This is a genomic window from Neptuniibacter caesariensis (assembly GCF_000153345.1).
In the GTDB taxonomy this organism is placed as follows: domain Bacteria; phylum Pseudomonadota; class Gammaproteobacteria; order Pseudomonadales; family Balneatricaceae; genus Neptuniibacter; species Neptuniibacter caesariensis.
In genome coordinates this window covers 617,854-637,862 of sequence record NZ_CH724126.1, presented here as the reverse complement: position 1 = coordinate 637,862, position 20,009 = coordinate 617,854, and the positions used below count along the sequence as shown (strand labels likewise).

General features: G+C 50.1%; 19 protein-coding genes. 1 reads left to right on the top strand and 18 read right to left on the bottom strand.

What is annotated here, in order from left to right:
• Positions 1 to 35: 35 nt before the first annotated feature.
• The 18 genes from MED92_RS12675 to grpE form a co-directional block, all read right to left on the bottom strand.
• Complete coding sequence (locus MED92_RS12675; RefSeq protein ID WP_007021951.1) at positions 36 to 1,847, bottom strand: V-type ATP synthase subunit A; 1,812 nt, start codon at positions 1,845 to 1,847, stop codon at positions 36 to 38.
• Positions 1,847 to 2,533 (bottom strand): DUF2764 family protein, encoded by a 687-nt coding sequence (locus tag MED92_RS12670; RefSeq protein WP_007021950.1) that lies wholly within the window; start codon positions 2,531 to 2,533, stop codon positions 1,847 to 1,849. The genes MED92_RS12675 and MED92_RS12670 overlap by 1 nt, the downstream gene beginning before the upstream one ends.
• Positions 2,533 to 3,216: a hypothetical protein gene (locus MED92_RS12665; protein ID WP_007021949.1), complete on the bottom strand. Its 684-nt coding sequence runs from the start codon at positions 3,214 to 3,216 to the stop codon at positions 2,533 to 2,535. The genes MED92_RS12670 and MED92_RS12665 overlap by 1 nt, the downstream gene beginning before the upstream one ends.
• 8 nt (positions 3,217 to 3,224) lie before the next feature.
• Positions 3,225 to 3,671, bottom strand: coding sequence for an ATP synthase subunit C (locus tag MED92_RS12660; RefSeq protein ID WP_040662675.1), 447 nt, complete (start codon positions 3,669 to 3,671; stop codon positions 3,225 to 3,227).
• Positions 3,659 to 5,449, bottom strand: a complete 1,791-nt coding sequence (locus MED92_RS12655) for a V-type ATP synthase subunit I (RefSeq protein ID WP_007021947.1) — start codon at positions 5,447 to 5,449, stop codon at positions 3,659 to 3,661. The genes MED92_RS12660 and MED92_RS12655 overlap by 13 nt, the downstream gene beginning before the upstream one ends.
• Entirely contained in the window at positions 5,446 to 6,072 is a 627-nt protein-coding gene (locus tag MED92_RS12650; RefSeq protein ID WP_007021946.1) for a V-type ATP synthase subunit D, read from the bottom strand. Before MED92_RS12650 ends, MED92_RS12655 begins: the two co-directional genes overlap by 4 nt.
• 4 nt (positions 6,073 to 6,076) lie before the next feature.
• Positions 6,077 to 7,459 (bottom strand): V-type ATP synthase subunit B, encoded by a 1,383-nt coding sequence (locus MED92_RS12645; protein WP_007021945.1) that lies wholly within the window; start codon positions 7,457 to 7,459, stop codon positions 6,077 to 6,079.
• A gap of 30 nt (positions 7,460 to 7,489) precedes the next feature.
• Positions 7,490 to 7,801, bottom strand: a complete 312-nt coding sequence (locus MED92_RS12640) for a YqfO family protein (protein WP_007021944.1) — start codon at positions 7,799 to 7,801, stop codon at positions 7,490 to 7,492.
• Positions 7,794 to 8,267, bottom strand: coding sequence for a hydrogenase maturation protease (locus tag MED92_RS12635; RefSeq protein WP_007021943.1), 474 nt, complete (start codon positions 8,265 to 8,267; stop codon positions 7,794 to 7,796). Before MED92_RS12635 ends, MED92_RS12640 begins: the two co-directional genes overlap by 8 nt.
• Before the next feature lies 1 nt (position 8,268).
• Positions 8,269 to 9,555: a Ni/Fe hydrogenase subunit alpha gene (locus tag MED92_RS12630; protein WP_007021942.1), complete on the bottom strand. Its 1,287-nt coding sequence runs from the start codon at positions 9,553 to 9,555 to the stop codon at positions 8,269 to 8,271.
• Between the two features lie 5 nt (positions 9,556 to 9,560).
• Positions 9,561 to 10,316 carry an NADH-quinone oxidoreductase subunit B family protein gene (locus tag MED92_RS12625; RefSeq protein ID WP_007021941.1) on the bottom strand — a complete coding sequence of 252 codons (756 nt, stop codon included), beginning with the start codon at positions 10,314 to 10,316 and terminating at the stop codon, positions 9,561 to 9,563.
• Position 10,317: 1 nt separating this feature from the next.
• Positions 10,318 to 11,154: an FAD/NAD(P)-binding protein gene (locus MED92_RS12620; RefSeq protein ID WP_007021940.1), complete on the bottom strand. Its 837-nt coding sequence runs from the start codon at positions 11,152 to 11,154 to the stop codon at positions 10,318 to 10,320.
• The gene (locus MED92_RS12615; RefSeq protein ID WP_007021939.1) at positions 11,151 to 12,260 is read right to left on the bottom strand and encodes a 4Fe-4S dicluster domain-containing protein; all 1,110 of its coding nucleotides are present in this window, start codon (positions 12,258 to 12,260) and stop codon (positions 11,151 to 11,153) included. Before MED92_RS12615 ends, MED92_RS12620 begins: the two co-directional genes overlap by 4 nt.
• A gap of 155 nt (positions 12,261 to 12,415) precedes the next feature.
• Positions 12,416 to 13,222 (bottom strand): 4-hydroxy-tetrahydrodipicolinate reductase, encoded by an 807-nt coding sequence (dapB, locus tag MED92_RS12610; RefSeq protein ID WP_007021938.1) that lies wholly within the window; start codon positions 13,220 to 13,222, stop codon positions 12,416 to 12,418.
• Positions 13,223 to 13,236: 14 nt separating this feature from the next.
• Positions 13,237 to 14,043: a serine O-acetyltransferase gene (gene cysE, locus MED92_RS12605; RefSeq protein WP_007021937.1), complete on the bottom strand. Its 807-nt coding sequence runs from the start codon at positions 14,041 to 14,043 to the stop codon at positions 13,237 to 13,239.
• Positions 14,044 to 14,091: 48 nt separating this feature from the next.
• Positions 14,092 to 15,225, bottom strand: a complete 1,134-nt coding sequence (dnaJ, locus tag MED92_RS12600; protein WP_007021936.1) for a molecular chaperone DnaJ — start codon at positions 15,223 to 15,225, stop codon at positions 14,092 to 14,094.
• A gap of 173 nt (positions 15,226 to 15,398) precedes the next feature.
• Positions 15,399 to 17,330, bottom strand: a complete 1,932-nt coding sequence (dnaK, locus tag MED92_RS12595) for a molecular chaperone DnaK (protein ID WP_007021935.1) — start codon at positions 17,328 to 17,330, stop codon at positions 15,399 to 15,401.
• Between the two features lie 135 nt (positions 17,331 to 17,465).
• Positions 17,466 to 18,083, bottom strand: coding sequence for a nucleotide exchange factor GrpE (gene grpE / locus MED92_RS12590; protein WP_007021934.1), 618 nt, complete (start codon positions 18,081 to 18,083; stop codon positions 17,466 to 17,468).
• A 179-nt stretch (positions 18,084 to 18,262) separates the two neighbouring features.
• On the opposite strand from grpE, the gene recN reads away from it, so the two are divergent.
• Complete coding sequence (gene recN, locus MED92_RS12585) at positions 18,263 to 19,924, top strand: DNA repair protein RecN (RefSeq protein ID WP_007021933.1); 1,662 nt, start codon at positions 18,263 to 18,265, stop codon at positions 19,922 to 19,924.
• Positions 19,925 to 20,009: the final 85 nt, after the last annotated feature.

Below are 20,009 nucleotides of genomic sequence, written 5' to 3'. Positions count from 1 at the left end.
ACCGGTCAATAAAAATGACCCAGATCAATCTCTAATTAACTATAGTCGTTCAACGCTATTATTTCTTCATGGTAGCGCCGGTAATCCGGACTATCACTACGGCTGTAATTTAGGTTCCTAAACAAGCCAGTAAGCTTAACAAAGTGATCTCTAACCTGTTGTTTATCCGTGAATTCCTGATCATTCATTAAACATCCACGTAACATCTCAAAAATAGCTTGTTGCCGTTCGATCGGGACCGAGATATCCACATCATCAAAAGCATCCTGCTGAAGGTAAACCTGATCCAGGCAGATCGATTTGTGATAGAGAATATAGTCTTTCAAGGTGACTCCCTCCTCGCCAGTCACCTGCATCATCTGTTGAACCGCTTCTCCCTGAATAAGTAACTGCTGCATCTCCTTTACCTGAGCCACCCATTCATCACCCAGATTCTCCGCATACCAGCCAGACAACTGATCAAGATACCGCGACCAGGATATCAGGGGGTCTACTGCAGGATATGCACGTTTATAGGCACGCTCCGCGCTTAACCCCAAAAATGTCTTTACCGTACGCAGGGTCGATTGTGTAACAGGTTCCTCAAAGTTGCCCCCTGCTGGTGAAACCGTACCGATGAGTGTCAGACTGCCCTGATCACCGGCGTTGTTCTGAATTAACCCTGCCCGTTCATAAAGCGCTCGTACAGCGGAATCAAGGTAAGCAGGAAACGCTTCCTCACCAGGGATCTCCTCTAACCGCCCCGATGTTTCTCGCATCGCCTGCGCCCAACGCGAGGTTGAGTCAGCAATTACCAGCACGTTATAGCCCATCTGCCGATAGTACTCCGAGATGGTGATCCCGGTGTAAATAGACGCTTCCCTGGCTGCGACCGGCATAGAGGAAGTATTACAGATAATAACTGTGCGATCCATCAGCGTTCCCCCTTTCGGGTCCGGCATATTGGGGAATTCTGTAATGGTTTCCACAACCTCACCCGCTCGCTCTCCGCAAGCAACAATCACTACGATGTCGACATCGGAAAAGCGCGAGATCAGACTCTGAAGTACGGTTTTCCCTGCGCCAAAAGGTCCAGGAATACAAGCGGTACCGCCCCTTGCTACAGGGAAGAAAGTATCGATCAGACGTATGGAGGTTAGCAACGGCTCGTCCGGATAAAGTCGCTGACTCAAGCCTTCCTTAAGTAAAGGCTCACTTACTGGAATCCTTACAGGCCACCGCTGTTGCATGGAAACTTCTTGCTCTTCACCATTTTGCGTCCGAATACGAGCCACCGGCGTCGCAATAGTAAATGAACCTTCCTGAATCCAGCTGATTTCCGCGTCCCCGATCAGACCAAAAGGCGCCATAATCCGATGCTTAAATCGGCCCTCCTGAACACATCCGATGACATCGCCGGCACGTACGATATCTCCCACTTTAACAACCGGCTGAAATGACCAATGCTGTTGTTGATCCACACCATCGACTTCCAAACCGCGTGGCAAGAAAAAGCCATGCTGAGAAGCAATCAGCTCGAGGGGATTCTGTAAACCGTCATAGACCTGACCTAATAGGCCAGGTCCCAGCGAAACGGAAAGCATATGACCACTTTGCAGCACACCATCACCCACCGCGACGCCACGGGTATTTTCAAATACCTGTACGTCGGCTTCGCCATGCCGTACACGAAGCACTTCCGCCTGCAGATATTCTTGCCGGTCATCCCCCCCCAGACGCTTCGGGCAGATGTAGACAACTTCGTTTTTCAGAATAGGGTAAAAGCTGCCTGCAGCATCTTTCAGCAACTCGATAGTGACAATATCATCCCTAACGGCAACAACCTGAGCAGTACTTTTCTGATCCACTAACCATTCCCCTGTAACTGGATGTCCAGACCTGATTTTGCCAATAGCCTGGATGTCGTTTGATTAAATTGCCTTAATGCGAGAGCACCATCCTGCTGCAGCCGACGTTCAGCAATTCCCCAACGTAAAACGAAGCAAACCACCGCTTCAAACTGAAAGTTATACTCATGCTCGGTTCGGACCAGGTCCTGCCAAAGTAACTGATCCAGCTTAGCGTCTAATTCTAAAGACCTGCCTTTATCTAGCAGTCGCTTTATTTCAGGCAGATATGGGCACAGCCCTTCCAGAGAAAAGCCAGGCTCAAACCAATGTTTTCTAATATGAGCCACCCAGCGCCCTAATCCAAAAAACAGAGCGGGGTTATCCATACCTGCGGCGCGACTCCTGAAAGCAGCAAGCAGAGTTCTGACCTCCATATGGAAATGCACCTTCTCTGCCAATACCGGCGAGTTAACCGCATTCACTCCGTTCTGCCACTCAAGCACCAAAGCCTTATCGGTCATATCAAGCAGCGCTTTTTGGCTCGGATGATATAAACCCTCCAGGCGCATCAGTTGCTCACTATCCTGATCAGACAACATGCTTAAGCGGCGGTCCAGGGCAATCCGGGACAGCGGCAGCTGCTTGCATTGCTCCAGTTCTGGCAACCAGGGCAGCGCGGTGATCAGCGTATAGTAATCCGACACTAGCGAATCACCCCTTCAATAATCGCGCGAAAACGCGGCTGGAGGTGCTTAAGCAGTAATTTCGAGACCGCTTCACTACTCAGATCCACTTCCACCTCTTCACCACTCAACCGCACCCGTATTCCTTTACCGTTGTGGAGCTCAAAGTTAACACCATCACGCATCTGCTCAGCAGCCAGGGATTGTACAAACTGACTCAGCTTACCCTCACGATACTCTTTCGGGTTGCGGCGCAGCTCATCCAGACCGATGAAATCATCAGGAAGTAAGACCTCAATCTGCTGCGCGTGGCTGATACCGTGATCATGATTAGCTTTAGCGACCAATGCCATGATCAGATCACGCATAAAGCCCTGATTATCCATCTGCGCTGCGACCAGACGTTCCACCTGATCGGTAAACGAGTGAGAGAGGGTTTCGCGTACTTCAAGGTGCATGTCACGAGCGGCAATTCGCAGGGCATCCTCCCCCGCCTGTTTCAGTTGTGCCGCTTCCTTCTGCGCTTTTGCCACCAACTGCTCAGCCTCCTGCTTGGCTTGCGAAAGAAGCCAGTCAGCGCGATGTTCAGCTTCCTCAATCAGGCGAGAGGCTTCCTGCTGCCCCTTTTCAACGCCCTGCTGACGTAGCTTGTCTATCAGCGCTTCTACCCCAGAAGAAGCATGGGTTTTATGTTGATCACTCATACGCCCTCCTAAGCAGGCACACCCGCACTAATCACCAAGGCAAAGATAAACGCAAACACAGCAAACCCCTCAACAATAGCCGCCGGCGCCAATGACATACCAAAAATTTCAGGACGGATTTTTGAGACGTTGATAGCTGATGCACAGCAGCGTCCTTGCCAGGCGGCACTAAACAGAAGAGCCAAACCGCATAGCAAGCCGATGGCTGCCAAACCCGGCGCATTCTCTGGCGTAATTTCCCGGTTTAAAGCAAACATCACCACAATGCCGTAGATCGACTGCGACGAAGGCATCGCAGCTATCCCGATATAACGCCCATGGCCTGTTTCGGTTTCCAGCAGAGCACCGCAAGCTGCCTGACCTGCTTGAGCACAGCCGATCATACTGCCAATTGCCCCCAGTGCCATAGGACCATATAAACCAGCCCATCCCAGGGCCATGATCAGGTTATCCAAGGTGAAACCTCCCGTTTAGCAAACGGTTGAAAGGCATAGCCCTCATCCGCCAGACTCCAGTTATAGAATTCGATTAGATTAAGACGCAATCCATGGATCACACCACTGATCACGGTAAGCACAAAATTCAGAAGATGCCCAACCAACAGGATCAGCACCTTAAACAACAGGCCGATTGCCGGTAGTGCCGCAGCCACATCCACCGCAAGCTGATTGAAAGTCATCGCGAGTGACGCACTTGCCAGCCCCAGCGCGAACAAACGCAGGTAGCTGAGCACATCGCCAAACAGTTTGGTGATACCGGTCAGGGCCAACAAACCATCCAGAAATCTTTTTAATCCCCAGCCGCGCTGCGCAGAAGAGAACAGCAACACCAGACAAAGCCCAATCGCAATAAACAGCCAATGCAGCCAATGAAATCCCTGGACCCAGCCGATCAGCGCTGTAAAAACTGCGAGAGCCCAACCCACTGAACTTAACGCCTGAACCGATTTACGCCTGACCCAGGCCATCATTAAATTGCCTAATACCAGATGCAGTGCGCCAATACTGATCGACAACAGCATCATGCTATCGAAATCATTCAGATCCAGAAGTTTAAAGCCAGCTAACCAGGCAAAGGGAGCCTGGGCACCAAAATAACTCCCCACCAGCACGCCCCATATGAAACCGGCTCCCGCCAATGCAGCGCCCATCGCTCTTAATCTTAAGCCTGTCGCCGATTGGCCCATACTCTGCCAATAGAAAATCAAAATGACTCCCAGCAATAATGAGTAGCCGGCATCCGACATAATCAGGGCAAAGAAGGAAACAAAAGAGAAGAACACCACTCTCGAAGGGTCCCAGCTGCGATAGCCCGGCATCTGGAAAAACTGCACAACCTCTTCCCCTCCAGCCAGCGCTGTAGGGTTTTCCAACAACGTGGGAGGCACTTCGTCCTCATCAGGCTGCTCAATGAGCAATACCAGGCCACAGCTATCGGCAAAGGCCTCAAGCTCGCCCTTACGCTCCTCAGGAAACCAGCCCTGCACCGCAAAGATTTGCTCTCGGTCTAATGTTTGGTCAGACACTTCAGCAAGCTGTGCATGATCCTCGGTCCCTGCAATCGAGCGCTGCAGCAGATAGATCCAGCGCGTTAACGCTTCCCGCTCCGCTTCGACAGTCTCCAGTTCAACTTCAATATCTTCCAGTTCGCTTTTCAGATCGAGTAAAGGAACCGAGCCCGTATGGGTTCTTACTACCGGCATTTCATTGAGTTCAGGCTCATGCTTTGAAATAACGGCAACATAACTATGCCGGTTATCGCGGTGGACTAGCTGCCAGGGAAGTGAGGTACATTCAACCTCCTTCATTTTGTAGTTCGGCACCAGATAGAACCACAAACGCTGACCATAAAGATCTTCTTCAGCCGGAAGAACAAAGCTTCCCCAAGGCTGCAGATCTTTAATCCTTTTCTGCAGAAAATCATGCCGTTCAACCAGTGTCAGCCGTTTTGTACGATTAATTTCTACAGCATCAACCACCGCAGGCAGATCAAAATGCCTTTCACTCAGCACCTGTTTTCGCTTCTGCTTGCAGCTTAAAAGATAATGCAACCCACCATGTAACTGCTCCGGACTTACCCCCTGCGCTAAGTGTTCAACCGGGGTAGCCGTCGTTTTAGGGGCCGAGAGGGGGATAATGTGCATCACACCCAGTGCCTGCAACTGATCGAGAATGATGGCTTTCTCTTCCGTCAAACCAACCAACGTGGCTTTTTGTAAAGCACAGATACTCATAAAGTACCTCGCCGAAGCTGCACAGCAGCCAGTTTAGCGCGCTTATTCTTGGCAATTTTAGCCCGAACCACTCCTGCTCTTTCCGCGTCAGACAAGGCGATCTGTATCTTGCGAATGTTGGCGCGAGCCTGCGGGATAAGTACTTTATCGAACAAATTCAGGCGCTGAGTGGTCTTTTGCAAGCCCTCTTCCAACAACGCCAGGCGCTGCCGGTAAATCTGAATCTCAATTTCAGCTTTAAGCGCCCGTTGCTGAAGATCAAGCAATACATCAACCCAGTGGGGATAGAGCAAACGTGAATACTGGGCTAATTCAACCTCAAACTGGCGCAGTTCGGGTAGCTCCAACCCCACCAGATTGATGTACCCTACATCACAGGTTCTAATCTGTAATAGTGAAGCAAGTTCAACATCGGAATTAGCCAACATAGGCAACTGATCAGCAACCTCTTGCTGCAGATCAGCCAATAGCTGCTCAGTCTGCTCCAAACTCTTTCGTGTTTCCTGACGGGCCGAGAGTAACTGCTTTCGCTTCAGATCTAACGCAGGCACAAACTGACGAAAAGATTTTAGTTTGCGCCCTTCACGATTAAGGGTGGTTTTATTCAGTGCCAGCTTCGCCACAGAATCAACCCTCGCTCTGTCCAACACCAGATAACGTATTAATATCTGTTGGGAAATACTTATCCACAAGCGCTTGTTTCATAAGTAACTCGTGAGGTTCAAAGCAAGCAGCCAGCGTTTCCCAGCAGAGATCTAACGCCTCTTCCAAAGGCATGGTTACCCGGATATTCATAAACCGCTCACGGAATAAGCTACCAAACCTCAGCAATCGCTCATCGTACTCACTTAATTCAAATGACATCGCCTGTTTCTGAGCAGCATCCTGCGATTCGGCATAGAAGCGCACCATAGTGTTCATAATCTGACTATGGTCTTCACGAGTCACTTTGCCAATAACATGCTGCTTCAAACGGGAAAGGGAACCGAATGGGTCGATGACCCCGTCATGCAGATAAAACTGCCCCTCGGTGATATAGCCCGTGTTATCAGGAACCGGATGGGTCACATCATCACCCGGCATGGTTGTAACTGAAAGAATCGTTACCGAACCTGCTCCTTTATAATCACAAGCTTTTTCATAGCGCCGCGCCAACTGCGAATACAGATCGCCGATATAACCACGGTTGGAAGGTACATGCTCCATTGAGATACCGACCTCTTTCAGTGCATCGGCATAGGCAGTCATGTCCGTCAGCAACACCAGTACCCGCTTGCCTTCCTCAACAGCAAAGCGCTCTGCCACTGCCAAAGCCATATCCGGTACCAACAACCCTTCCACCGTCGGGTCAGATCCCTGATGAACAAACATCACGGTTCGGGCCAACACACCGGCTTCCTCGAAAGCCTGTCGGAAAAAATGGTAATCATCGAACACCAAACCGATCCCGCCAAATACGACAACATCGGCATCAGCATGCGTTCCTATCTGGGCCAGCAGCTGGTTGTATGGCTCTCCGGCCACAGAAAAGACCGGAATTTTCTGGCTCTCGACCAGACAGTTAAAGACATCAATCATCGGCACATCGGTACGAATCATGTGCGAAGCAAGTACCCTTCTGGCCGGATTGACAGTTGGACCATCGATTTCAATTTTAGGTTCTTCGGTCAGCGTGGGGCCATTATCGATCGCCCGCCCTGTTCCTGAGAAAGCACGGCCAAGAATATTCGGAGAAAATGTCACTTCCATGGAACGCCCGAGAAAACGCACCACTGAATGAGTTGAAAGACCTTTAGTACCGCTGAAAACCTGCAGCGATACTTCCTCCCGTTCGAGGAGAATAACCTGAGCCAGGGCGGCCCTCTGTGCGCTATTCTCCTCATTTTCGATTAAGGCAAGATCGCCAAAACAGATCGGCGAGCTACCCTGTTCCGACAGGGGAACATGAACTTTGACGATGTCCCCAACAATTTCCAGTATTTTTGAGTATCGTACTAACAGCTGCGTCACGTAATCTTCCCTTTATCGCTTGCCTGGCTTTTATATGTTTTCTAACTTCCAAACATCATAAGCTGGCTCTTCATAAGGATGGGCTTGCTTCATGGCCCAAACCGCCTGATGAATCAGTTCATCAGTGCAGACTAACTCGACCTTCCACTCTTGCACGGTTTCAATCACTCCATGCTCACCTATATGCGGATTGCTACCTGAAAGTGGCCTGAACTGCCCCTGTCCAAGCACTTGCCAGCAGCAGTTATCATAATCGCCTATCTTGCCCGCCCCGGTTGCGAAGACAGCCTGCTTGACCGCTTCAAGATTTTCTTCAGGGACAAAAAAGCTCAGTTTATACACTGTTGTTTTTCCGTATTATGTCAGAGGACAATAAATTATCTAAAACTTGTTCCAATGCACTTTTATACACCTGCATCCGTCGCTCAAGTTCCGGCGATAGCCCCTGCATTGCATTGCATTTTTTTAGCTGTACCAGAAACAGACTAATCTTAGGCTCAGGTATCTTTAACTGTCCAAGCAGCAACCAGTATTGCACCAGATCCAATGTATGACTACTCAGATGCGGCTGAGCCGAACCAAGCAGCTCCGCACCCTCTGCAATAAACCGGAACTCACCTGGCAGTAATCCAATCTCAGCAGCATCCACGACCACAATTTGCTCATATTGCTGCAAAACAGCAAACAATTCGGCACCTGGAGCACTGATATTGATTCGCTCAGCCTGCGTCTCCAGCATATCCACCAAAAGCCAGCCTAACTGATCATCTCCATGGGCGGAACCCAGACCCACAACGGCACAACTCAACTCACCGCTCCGTCGTCAGTTTCAGAAAGTGTGTCGCACAGGAGATGCAGGGGTCATAATTCCGAACCACTTTTTCACTGTGCAGACGCAGCAGTTCATCCGCTTTATCCAGGCCAAACGCAGTTAACGATTTCTCAAGATCACGTTCAATTCGCGCCTGATTCTGACTAGTTGGCGGGACAATTTTCGCCGCAGTAATGATCCCCTGCTCATCAACAGTATAGCGGTGCCATAACAATCCTCTGGGTGCTTCACTCCAACCAAAGCCGGCACCTGCACGTACTGAAAATTCAGCACTAGGTGTATCAGGCTGATAGCTTTGTAAAATGCTGATCGCTTCATGAAGTACCACACAGATCTCAATCGCTCTGGCCAACATACTGTGAAACATATTCCGGCTGGGGAACGGATCACCTAGCCTGTTAAGCAGCGTTTTCAGAAAAGCCGGTAAACAATCATGATTCAGATTAAGACGAGCGAGCGGGCCCACTAGATAATCCTGACCGTCCATAAGACTCCAGAGCGCAGTGGAGTGGGGTGATTGGGACTCCGTAAAGTGAGCTTCGTATTGATCTTCTGTGATCTGCAAACCCTGCGAGTTCCTGAGCAGCCCCGCTTCTATGGCAAACTGTTCAGTACTTAAAGCAACTGAGACAAATTCCTGCTCATCCTCAGGCAGTTTAATCCCTGCGACCCATTCAGCCAATGCAACGGCTTCAGGTAACCTCTCTTGCAAGAATTCGAGTAATTCCTTTGCCTCCTCTGCAGAAGGGGCCCTGTGGAAACCACCCACTTTCAGCCCTACCGGATGCACCGATCGGCCACCTAAAAAACGGATCAGCCGATTGCCCGCTTCTTGAATGGCAAAGCCGCGTTTAACCACTTCAGGCTCTTTCGCAGCCAGCCCCAAGACACTCTCCTCTGAGAAGTAATCCGGAAGTGCTAGCAGGTGAATATGCAGGCTGTGACTTTGAATCCACTCACCACAATAGAGCAAACGCCGCATCTGTTTGATCCAGGGCGTTAGAGGTGCCTGAAACAATGATTCCAGCGCATTCACCGCGCTTACCTGATAAGCGACAGGGCAGATCCCACAGATACGTGCGACAATATCCGGCACTTCAGTGTAATGCCGGCCTTCAAGAAACTTTTCAAAAAAACGGGGCGGTTCATAAATTTTAAACTGCAGCGCATCCAGCGCCCCTTCCGTTATCTTAAGGTGTAAGGCTCCTTCGCCCTCAACTCGCGCAAGGCTGGGCACATCGATCTTAATCCTTCGCTCGGTCATGCCACTCACCTCTCATTCTGTTGCTGGGGATCTGGGTGGATAAGATGCATACGTTTCTGGATCGATTCAGGAGGCAGCCCCAATCCCTCCAGCCTTTTTCGAAGTCCTGATTGATTGGAGAGTTCAGCCCCGCCATAACAGCCATAACAGGCACGCCCAAACGCTGGGCATAAGGCCCCACAACCTGCACGAGTGACAGGACCAAGGCAAGGCTCTCCGCCTGTTACCAGAGTACAGATCTTGCCTGCTCGTTTACACTCTATACAAAGTTTCTCCTGGTTATCCAAAGGCTCAGCGCCATTCAGCAATGTCGCAACGGCTTCACTGACCTGAAGACTACTTACCGGGCACCCCCATAGCTCAAAGTCCACTTCGACATACTGCTTAATAGCCGAAGACCGATCCAGACTGTCGATAAACTCCGGTTGAGGATAGATCTGCCCTATCCAGTCAGCGGGGTTATCCGCCAGGTTTTTTAGGGCCTGAATACCACCCGAGGTGGCACAAGCCCCCATCGAAATAAGGTAACGGCTATTACTTCGTACCCTTCGAATACGCTGCTGATCTTTAGCGGTGACAACACTGCCCTCAACCAAAGCAATATCTACTTTTGCGTCTTCGTTGACCAAGCCCGCTTCGACAAAGTGCTTAATCTCTACATGCTGGGCGAGATCTGCCAGCGCCTCGCCCATGTTTAACAAAGCTAACTGACAACCATCGCAAGAGCTGAACTTATGCACCGCTAGAGTAGGTTTGCTCATATCAAACGCCCTCCAGCATTAATCGATCGGCGACATCGGGATAGACAAACACAGGGCCATCTTTACAGATAAAATCAGCGCCCATCTGACAATGACCACAATGACCCACTGCACACTGCATGTTGCGCTCAAGGCTGACATAGATCGAATAACCCGGCATACCCAGGCTGAGCAAGCGTCGTGCGGCGGCGTCCATCATTCCTTCCGGGCCACAGATCAGTGCAACGCTATTGGCAATATCCACGCTAACCTTGTCCAGCAGCTCGGTGATTCGGCCTTGATGAAAAGGCCAGGCCGGACCCGATTCATCAGCGGCCAGATTCACTTCTACATTGTGCAGTTGTTGCCATTCTTTATACTGCTCTTCCCAAATAAGGTCGTCGCTGTGTTTGACGCCCTGAACAATACTGACTTTCCCATAGTGCTCACGCCGCTGTAATGCATAGTTAATCGCCGCGACAACCGGCGCACAACCTAAACCACCCGTGATAATTAACAGATCTTTTTCACGGCCAAGCGCCATCGGCCAGCCACGACCAAAAGGGCCACGTAACCCGACCTGGTCACCCTCTTTAAGTTTTGCCATGGCTTGGGTAACCCGCCCAACAATTCGGATAGTATGCTCGATTAAGGTTGGATCGTCCGGATCCGATACGATCGAGATCGGCACCTCACCAACGCCAAACATATACAGCATATTGAACTGCCCCGGCATAAATTGGTACGCGGCACGATCAGCAGCATTTGTCAGTCTGAGTTTCAGGGTAAATATACTTGGGGATTCTGATACATAACTTTCCACCACTGCCGGCATAGGGGTTAAGAATGGATCGTTCATTCCTGCTCACCTCGCGCAATCAGATTGGCTTCCGCAACAAAATCTATCTCAGCCGGACACCAGGTCATGCAACGGCCACAGCCAGTACAGCCAGAACGCCCATACTGCTCCTGCCAGAAATCCAGCTTATGGATCATCCACTGCTGGTAGCGACTTTTTACCGAATCCCGAACCTGAAAACCGGCCAGTTGACCATGGGATCCCCCAAAACAGCTGTCCCACTCCCGAACATGCTGGCTATCAACCCCATTCACCTGTGCTTCCTCTGTCTGGTGATGGCAGAAGCAGGTTGGGCACACCATCGTGCAGTTTCCACAGGCCAGGCAGCGCTCCGCGATATCGTCCCAGCACGGGTGTGCTCGCTTTTCTGCCAGATCTGTTTTCTCAATTGTCCTCAGCTGCCTTGATTGGGCCGCAAAGACCGTTTCTTTCTGCTTCTGCTTTTGCTGCAACATTGATTCAGACACCGCAGTGAGAGGAAGCATTGCCATCACCTCTCTACCTTTTTCAGACCCCGCCTGCAGAATGAAACCATCCTCAAGTTCCGTCATCACCATATCAAAACCCGTACTGGCTTCTGGCCCATCACCCGTAGAAGCGCAGAAGCAGGTAGACGCTGCAGTCGAGCAGTTTACAGCGACCAGAAACAAGCTTTTTCTCCGTGCCTGATAAGCGGGGTCTGGGTATTCCCCCTCCAGAAAGTGCTGATCCTGTAGGGCTAACGCTGAGAGATCACAAGATTTGACACCAATGACGGCTACTGGCGAAATCGAGTCGTCAGGAACAATAAATTCAAGGGAGCCATCAGCTTGGCGTTTAGCTTGCCAAAGAATATTGCGCGGTGGGTTAAGCAGAGGCTTCAAGGCCTGGGGACCATTTGCCCAATGAAAATAGCGAACAGAATCTGTCTGATTTAGCCGGTAGCGGCCCGGTGCCTGCTGATCACTCCAGCCCAAGGGTAACTCAGCCACTTGCTCTAGCGGCGAGTAGACCAGTGCACCATCCTCTACTTTCGGACCAATTACCTTAAACCCCTTGGTAATAAGGCAATCCAACAGTCGTTGCAGTTCATTGCGGAACAGAAATTCAGGCAGCTTATCTTCCATCACAATTCCTCATAGGGCATCGCCTAATACCAGCCTAAACCAGAGTGACCGAGATAACTATAGTCACAGATCAAAGCCTACAAGAAATTAACAGATCCGTTCAACAGACATAAAAAAACCGCCATACGGCGGTTTTTACTGAAGTAAGGGGAGGCTTACTTAAGCCCAAGAATATCCTGCATATCGTACAAGCCTGTTTCCTGACCCTGTACCCATTTAGCAGCACGTACAGCGCCTTTGGCAAAGGTCAGACGGTTGCTTGCTTTGTGAGTAATCTCAATTCGCTCACCTTCTGTCGCAAACAGAACCGTATGATCACCCACAACATCGCCCGCACGAATGGTCTCAAAACCAATTTCACCACGAGGACGAGCACCAGTCATACCTTCACGACCGTATACCGCGCACTCTTTCAGATCACGACCTAAAGCATCCGCAACCACTTCACCCATTCGTAATGCAGTACCAGACGGAGAATCCACTTTGTGACGGTGATGCGCTTCAATCACTTCAATATCGTAATCGTCATTGCCTAAGGCTTTTGCTGCAACTTCCAACAGCTTAAAGCATAAGTTCACACCGACACTCATATTAGGTGCGAAAACAATGGCACTGGTCTCAGCAGCCTTGTCCAGATGCGTTTTCTGCTCATCGGTCAGGCCTGTGGTACCAATAACAATCTTCTTGCCATGGGTGTTGCAGAAACGTACGTTTTCCAAGGTCACTTCAGGCGCAGTAAAGTCGATCAGTACATCAAAATCTGCGACAGCTTCGTGCAATGAGCCGACAACAGAAACACCCAGCTTACCCACACCGGCCATTTCACCTGCATCAACACCGATCAGTGAACTATCGGGTTCTACAATGGCAGCCCCAAGTTCAATGCCTTCAGCCATCTGAAGCGCTTCGATGTTTGCTTTACCCATACGACCAGCTGCGCCAGTCACTGCTACTTTAATCATTAACTGTTTCCGCCTTACTTTTCTTTGTCGTGCAGAATATTCTGATCCATATCCAGTGCAGGCTTATCGCACTGAGGATGACCAACCGCTCTCGCAGGCACACCTACCACCGTTGTATGTGCTGGAACACCGTCTAAGACAACACTGCCACCACCAACTTTAGCGCCGCTACCGATCTCAATATTGCCGAAAATCTTAGCACCCGCTGCGATCATAACACCTTCGCGGATTTTTGGATGACGATCACCGCACTCTTTACCGGTACCACCGAGCGTTACCGACTGCAGAATAGAAACGTCATTTTCAATCACACTGGTCTCACCTACAACGATACCTGTCGCGTGGTCGAACATTACCCCCTGACCGATCTTCGCCGCAGGATGAATATCAACCTGCAAAACACAGCTAACCCGGCTCTGGATATAGAGCGCCATGCTCTTACGGCCCTGATTCCACATATGATGAGCCACACGATACGCCTGTATCGCATGGAAGCCTTTCAGGTAGAGAAGTACCGTCGAGTATTTATCGATCGCCGGATCACGGTTGCGAACGGCTGCAATATCTGCACAGACCGCCTGCAGGATCTCAGGTGCTTCACGGAATACTTCTTCGATCACTAATCGAAAAGTTACCGCAGGCACAGCATCATCATAAAGCTTGCGACTTAGCAGATAAGCTAATGCCGAACATAAGCTCTGATGACCAAGAATATTCGCATGGTAGAAGCCAGCCAGTACAGGCTCCTCTATCACTTCTCGCTCTGCTTCAGCAGAAATTTCATCCCAAAGCCAGGTTGGGCATTCTGGATTCTGGCTCATGCCATCTCCAATTACAGAAAAGAAAGGGACAATGATTGCCCCTTAACTTTAGGTCATATCTTCAAAAAACTTCTTCACTGAATCGAAGAAGCCGTGCTTTTTCGGGCTGTGCTTATGCGTACCCTGCTCCATCTCATCCTGGAACTCACGTAACAGCTCTTTCTGTCGGCTGCTCAGGTTAACCGGCGTTTCCACCACAACCTTAACCAGCAGATCACCCGTCGAGCCACCACGTACAGGTGAGATACCCTTACCACGCAGACGGAACATCTTACCGGTCTGAGTTTCAGAAGGCACTTTCAGCTTAACGCGACCATCCAGTGTTGGAACTTCAAGTTCACCACCCAATGCTGCATCAACAAAGCTGATCGGGACTTCACAGTACAGGTGCTTACCGTCACGTTCAAAGATCGGGTGATCCTTAACATGCACCTGAACATACAGATCGCCCGCAGGACCACCATGAGTACCTGCTTCGCCTTCACCGGCCAAACGGATACGATCACCCGTATCAACACCCGCCGGAATCTTAACGTTAAGGGTTTTGGTTTTCTCTATACGGCCATGACCATGACAGTCATTACACGGGTCAGAGATCACCTTGCCTTCGCCATGACAGGTTGGGCAGGTCTGCTGTACAGAGAAGAATCCCTGCTGCATACGAACCTGCCCCTGGCCACCACAAGTACCACAGATCTTTGCTGAGGTACCTGGTTTAGCACCAGAGCCATCACAGGTTTCACAACCGACAAGTGTTGGGACACGGATCTCTTTTTCAACACCACGAACCGCTTCTTCCAGTGTCATCTCCATGTTGTAACGAAGGTCGGCACCACGCTGCACAGAGCTGCGACCTCCACGACCACCGCCGCCACCGAAGATATCGCCGAAGACATCACCGAAAATATCCGAGAAGTTACCCTCAAAACCACCACCGTGGCCGCCACGCATATTTGGATCGACACCGGCATGACCATACTGGTCATAAGCGGCTTTTTTCTGCGCATCAGACAGGACTTCGTAGGCTTCGTTAACTTCTTTGAAGCTTTCTTCTGCTTCCTTATCGTCCGGGTTACGGTCCGGATGATATTTCATCGCCATACGGCGGAAAGCTTTCTTGATATCGCGATCAGATGAATCTCGGGAAACACCTAATACTTCGTAATAATCTCGTTTCGACATGCTCAATACTCAAATAGAGTCGCTACACTAATACAGTCATCACACTGATTTCGGCTTTGTGCCGGATACGACAACGCGGGCATGAAGCCCGCGGTGCCGAGTATCTTTCCTCTGGAACACTCACCGCATTCCAGAGGCTACGCTTGTTTAGCTCGATTCAGCTATAAGGCGACTTATTTTTTGTCGTCTTTAACTTCTTCGAACTCAGCGTCTACTGCATCATCGTTACCGCCAGCTTGCTGCTGTTCAGCACCGCCTGCAGCTTGCTCAGCTTCTGCTTGCTGCGCTGCTTCTGCGTACATCTTCTGTGCAACGCCAGAGATCGCTTCAGTCAATGCAGTCGTTTTCGCTTCGATAGCGTCTTTGTCGTCGCCTTTCAGCACTTCTTCAAGTTCAGCAGTTGCTGCTTCAACAGCCGCTTTCTCTTCGTCAGTTGCTTTATCGCCCGCTTCTTCCATCGTCTTCTTAGCAGAGTGAACCATTGCATCACCCTGGTTACGCGCTGCAGTTAGTTCTTCGAACTTCTTATCTTCTTCAGCGTGCGCTTCTGCATCGTTTACCATCTGCTCGATTTCATCATCGCTCAGACCAGAAGATGCTTTGATCACGATAGACTGCTGCTTACCTGTCGCTTTATCCTGTGCAGATACGTTCAGGATACCGTTGGCATCCAGGTCGAAAGTTACTTCGATCTGAGGCACACCACGTGGCGCAGGTGGAATCTCAGCCAGGTCGAAACGACCCAGTGATTTGTTCTGTGCTGCCTGCTTACGCTCACCCTGTACAACGTGGATAGTTACCGCGCTCTGGTTGTCGTCTGCAGTAGAGAAGATCTGAGACTTCTTGGTTGGGATAGTCGTGTTCTTCTCGATTACCGGCGTCGCTACGCCACCCATCGTTTCGATACCCAGCGTCAGAGGCGTCACGTCAAGCAGCAGAACGTCTTTAACATCACCTGCCAGTACCGCACCCTGGATTGCAGCACCCATCGCTACCGCTTCGTCAGGGTTAACGTCTTTACGTGCTTCTTTACCGAAGAATTCAGCAACTTTTTCCTGAACCATTGGCATACGAGTCTGACCACCAACCAGGATAACCTCGTCGATTTCAGATGCACTCAGGTCAGAATCCTGCAGAGCAATTTTACATGGCTCCAGAGAACGCTGAACCAGCTCTTCTACCAAAGATTCCAGCTTCGCACGGGTGATCTTAACGTTCAGGTGCTTAGGACCCGTCGCATCTGCCGTGATGTATGGCAGGTTCACGTCAGTCTGCTGTGCAGAAGACAGTTCAACTTTAGCTTTCTCAGCACCTTCTTTTAGACGCTGCAGGGCTAGTGGATCGTTGTGCAGATCGATACCTGTGTCTTTCTTGAACTCATCAGCCAGGAACTCGATCAAACGCAGATCGAAATCTTCACCACCCAGGAATGTATCACCGTTTGTAGACAGTACTTCGAACTGGTGTTCGCCATCGACTTCCGCAATCTCGATGATAGAGATGTCGAAAGTACCGCCACCCAGGTCGTATACAGCGATTGTTTTGTCGCCTTTAGACTTGTCCATACCGTATGCCAGTGCAGCAGCGGTTGGCTCGTTGATAATACGTTTAACTTCAAGGCCAGCAATTTTACCAGCATCTTTAGTTGCCTGACGCTGTGCATCGTTGAAGTAAGCAGGAACGGTAACTACCGCTTCAGAGATCTCTTCACCCAGGTAGTCTTCCGCAGTTTTCTTCATTTTCTTCAGAATTTCTGCAGAGATCTGTGGTGCAGCCAGTTTGTCGCCTTTTACTTCTACCCAAGCGTCACCGTTGTCCGCTTCGATAATTTTGTAAGGCACCATTTTGATATCTTTCTGTACAACATCGTCTTTAAAACGACGGCCGATCAGACGCTTGATCGCAAACAGAGTGTTATCTGGGTTGGTAACCGCCTGACGCTTAGCAGGCTGACCTACCAGAATTTCACCTTCATCAGCGTAAGCGATGATAGATGGTGTTGTACGATCGCCTTCCGCGTTCTCGATTACTTTTGCGCTGTCACCGTCCAGGATGGAAACACATGAGTTTGTGGTTCCCAGGTCAATACCGATGATTTTACCCATTTGAATCTGCTCCAGTTGTTTCTAGCTGCCCGGTAAGGACGGACAGTGTTTAATTCTGTTTGGCTGTTTTTCAGCCAGCTTGAAACCTATATAAGTACGATTTATAAGGTTTCAAGTCCGAAAAAATAAAAAATCTTAGCCTTTTGCCACGATAACCATCGCAGGGCGCACCAGACGACCGTGCAGGGTGTAGCCTTTCTGCATCACGTCAACGACTGTGTTTGCCGCTGTATCAGGCACAGGAATCATAGACATCGCCTGATGCAAAGCCGGATCAAACATCTCACCCTTCGGGTTAACCTGCTTCATTTCGAATTTCGCAAGGCCCGAGACAAACATGTTCATCGTCATCTCTACACCTTCACGCATTGGCTTCAGACTTTCATCATCGCCAAATGCTTCAATCGCACGTTCTAAGCTGTCCACAATTGGCAACATCTCGTTGGCAAACTTCTCTACGCCAAATTTATGTGCTTTTTCTACATCCTGTTCCGCACGACGACGAACATTCTGTGCTTCCGCCTGAATACGCAGCATCTGGTCTTTCAGGTTTGCTACTTCTGCGGTAGCCGCTTCAAGATCCTGAGCCAGCTTATCGGCATCGACGACTGAATCAGCCTGTGCCTCAGCGTCTTCAGAAGCAACAGCTTCCTCCGCCTGCTCTGCATTCTCGTTTACCACTTCTTCAGTCGGGTTAACGGTTTGCTCTGCATCTTGCTGCTGATCAACAGGGTTCAGTTCTTCATTTGCCATCATCTTTCTCCAGAGGTGAAAGGGTTCTATATAAATAACGTTGCCCCTTATATGGGGACAAGTCCGAGCCTTTCAACAGTTATTCTGTGAATTTTTTAACCTAAAAACAGATAAAGATTGCATCTGCTCAAAATTTGGCTTATACAGAAAACACTGTATAAAAACACATGTATTTTATTATGCTGAATCAGTTAACTATTCGCGACTTTGCGATCGTCGAACAGCTCGATCTGGAACTCAAACAAGGTATGACCGTGGTCAGCGGTGAGACCGGTGCGGGTAAATCAATCATGCTCGATGCCTTGGGCCTGACACTAGGTGACAGGGCCGAAGCTGGCGCGGTACGTCACGGCGCAGACAAGGCCGACATTAGTGCCAGCTTTAATATCGATACGATCCCTGAAGCCGCGCAATGGTTAACCGACAATGACCTGGATAATGACGGAGAGTGCATCCTTCGCCGCGTCATCACCAAAGAGGGGCGCTCGCGTTGCTATATCAACGGCCGCCCCACGCCTGCCGGGCAAGTCAAACTCTTAGGTGAGCACCTGATCGCTATCCACGGTCAGCATGAACATCAGCGACTACTTAAAAAGGATCATCACCGCGAGCTATTGGATAACTTCGCCGGTGAAGCAAAACTCGCCAGCAAAGTGCGTGAAACCTACCATGACTGGCAGAAACTTGCGCAAGAACTAAAGCAACTATCCGAGCAAAGCGCCGAACAAACCGCCAGAGTGCAATTACTCAGCTACCAGATCGAAGAACTCGATCAGTTGGGATTACAGCCAGATGAACTCAAGCAGTTGGAAGAGGAACAAAAGACTCTGGCGAATGCAGGAGAGATCCTTAATACCGGCCACCAGATGATCAATCTGGCCAGCGATAACGAAGATAACAACTGTGTGCAGCTACTCAATCATTGCCTGCACCTGCTGACCGATATTCAGTCAGAATCCCCTTCGGTACGCCAGGCCAGCGAAATGCTCAATTCAGCGCTAATCCAAGTTGAAGAAGCCAGTACCGAAATTCGCCACTATTTAGACCGTGTCGAGATCAATCCAGAACGCCAGCAGGAAGTTGAAGAACGCTTATCCAGCATCTATGAAATTGCCCGAAAACACCGCATTACCCCGGAGCAACTTGCCGACTTTCATCAAAGTCTTAGTAATGAGCTCGCCAACCTAAATCGTTCAGACGAAGAACTCGAGCAATTAGCCGAGGATGTTGAAGCTGCACAGGCTGTGTTCCTCAAACTCGCCGACAAGCTCAGCGGAAAGCGCGCCCAGGCGGCAAAAAAGCTCAGCAAGCTGGTCGATCAGCAACTGCATAGCTTAGGCATGCCATCGGCACAGATCTCCGTTGATCTGAGTACGCTGGAAAAGCCATCGGCGTCAGGGCTGGAAGAGATAGAGTTCCTAATTATTACCAACAAGGGCCAGCCGGCTAAACCGCTGGCAAAGATCGCCTCTGGTGGCGAGCTATCCCGTATCAGTCTGGCTATTCAGGTGATCACCGCACAAACGTCCACCACACCCACCTTAATTTTTGACGAAGTCGATGTCGGTATCGGCGGCGCGATTGCCGAAGTGGTTGGCCGCCTGTTACGACAGCTGGGTGAAACTGCACAGATTCTATGTGTCACTCACCAGCCGCAAGTGGCCTCGCAGGGCCATCAACATCTGTTTGTAAGCAAGCGTAGCGATAAAACCAAAACCCACACGCGTATTGATCAACTCGATCAGGATAACCGGATTCAGGAGATTGCGCGGATGTTGGGAGGCATTGATATTACTGAGCGCTCTGTCGAGCATGCCCGGGAGATGTTAGGGGTCGTGTGAAGCGTCAAACATCATCACAAACTGCATGGATATAGCAGATACTAAAAGACCAGCATAATGCTGGTCTTTTAGTCATCACCTAAGC

Coding starts and splice junctions, on each gene's coding strand:
- MED92_RS12655 (WP_007021947.1), bottom strand. CDS start 5,449: ATGAGTATCTGTGCTTTACAAAAAGCCACGTTGGTTGGTTTGACGGAA.
- MED92_RS12615 (WP_007021939.1), bottom strand. CDS start 12,260: ATGGAAGATAAGCTGCCTGAATTTCTGTTCCGCAATGAACTGCAACGA.
- grpE (WP_007021934.1), bottom strand. CDS start 18,083: ATGGCAAATGAAGAACTGAACCCTGTTGATCAGCAGCAAGATGCAGAG.
- MED92_RS12665 (WP_007021949.1), bottom strand. CDS start 3,216: ATGAGTGATCAACATAAAACCCATGCTTCTTCTGGGGTAGAAGCGCTG.
- dnaJ (WP_007021936.1), bottom strand. CDS start 15,225: ATGTCGAAACGAGATTATTACGAAGTATTAGGTGTTTCCCGAGATTCA.
- dapB (WP_007021938.1), bottom strand. CDS start 13,222: ATGATTAAAGTAGCAGTGACTGGCGCAGCTGGTCGTATGGGTAAAGCA.
- cysE (WP_007021937.1), bottom strand. CDS start 14,043: ATGAGCCAGAATCCAGAATGCCCAACCTGGCTTTGGGATGAAATTTCT.
- recN (WP_007021933.1), top strand. CDS start 18,263: ATGCTGAATCAGTTAACTATTCGCGACTTTGCGATCGTCGAACAGCTC.
- MED92_RS12620 (WP_007021940.1), bottom strand. CDS start 11,154: ATGAACGATCCATTCTTAACCCCTATGCCGGCAGTGGTGGAAAGTTAT.
- MED92_RS12630 (WP_007021942.1), bottom strand. CDS start 9,555: ATGACCGAGCGAAGGATTAAGATCGATGTGCCCAGCCTTGCGCGAGTT.
- MED92_RS12625 (WP_007021941.1), bottom strand. CDS start 10,316: ATGAGCAAACCTACTCTAGCGGTGCATAAGTTCAGCTCTTGCGATGGT.
- dnaK (WP_007021935.1), bottom strand. CDS start 17,330: ATGGGTAAAATCATCGGTATTGACCTGGGAACCACAAACTCATGTGTT.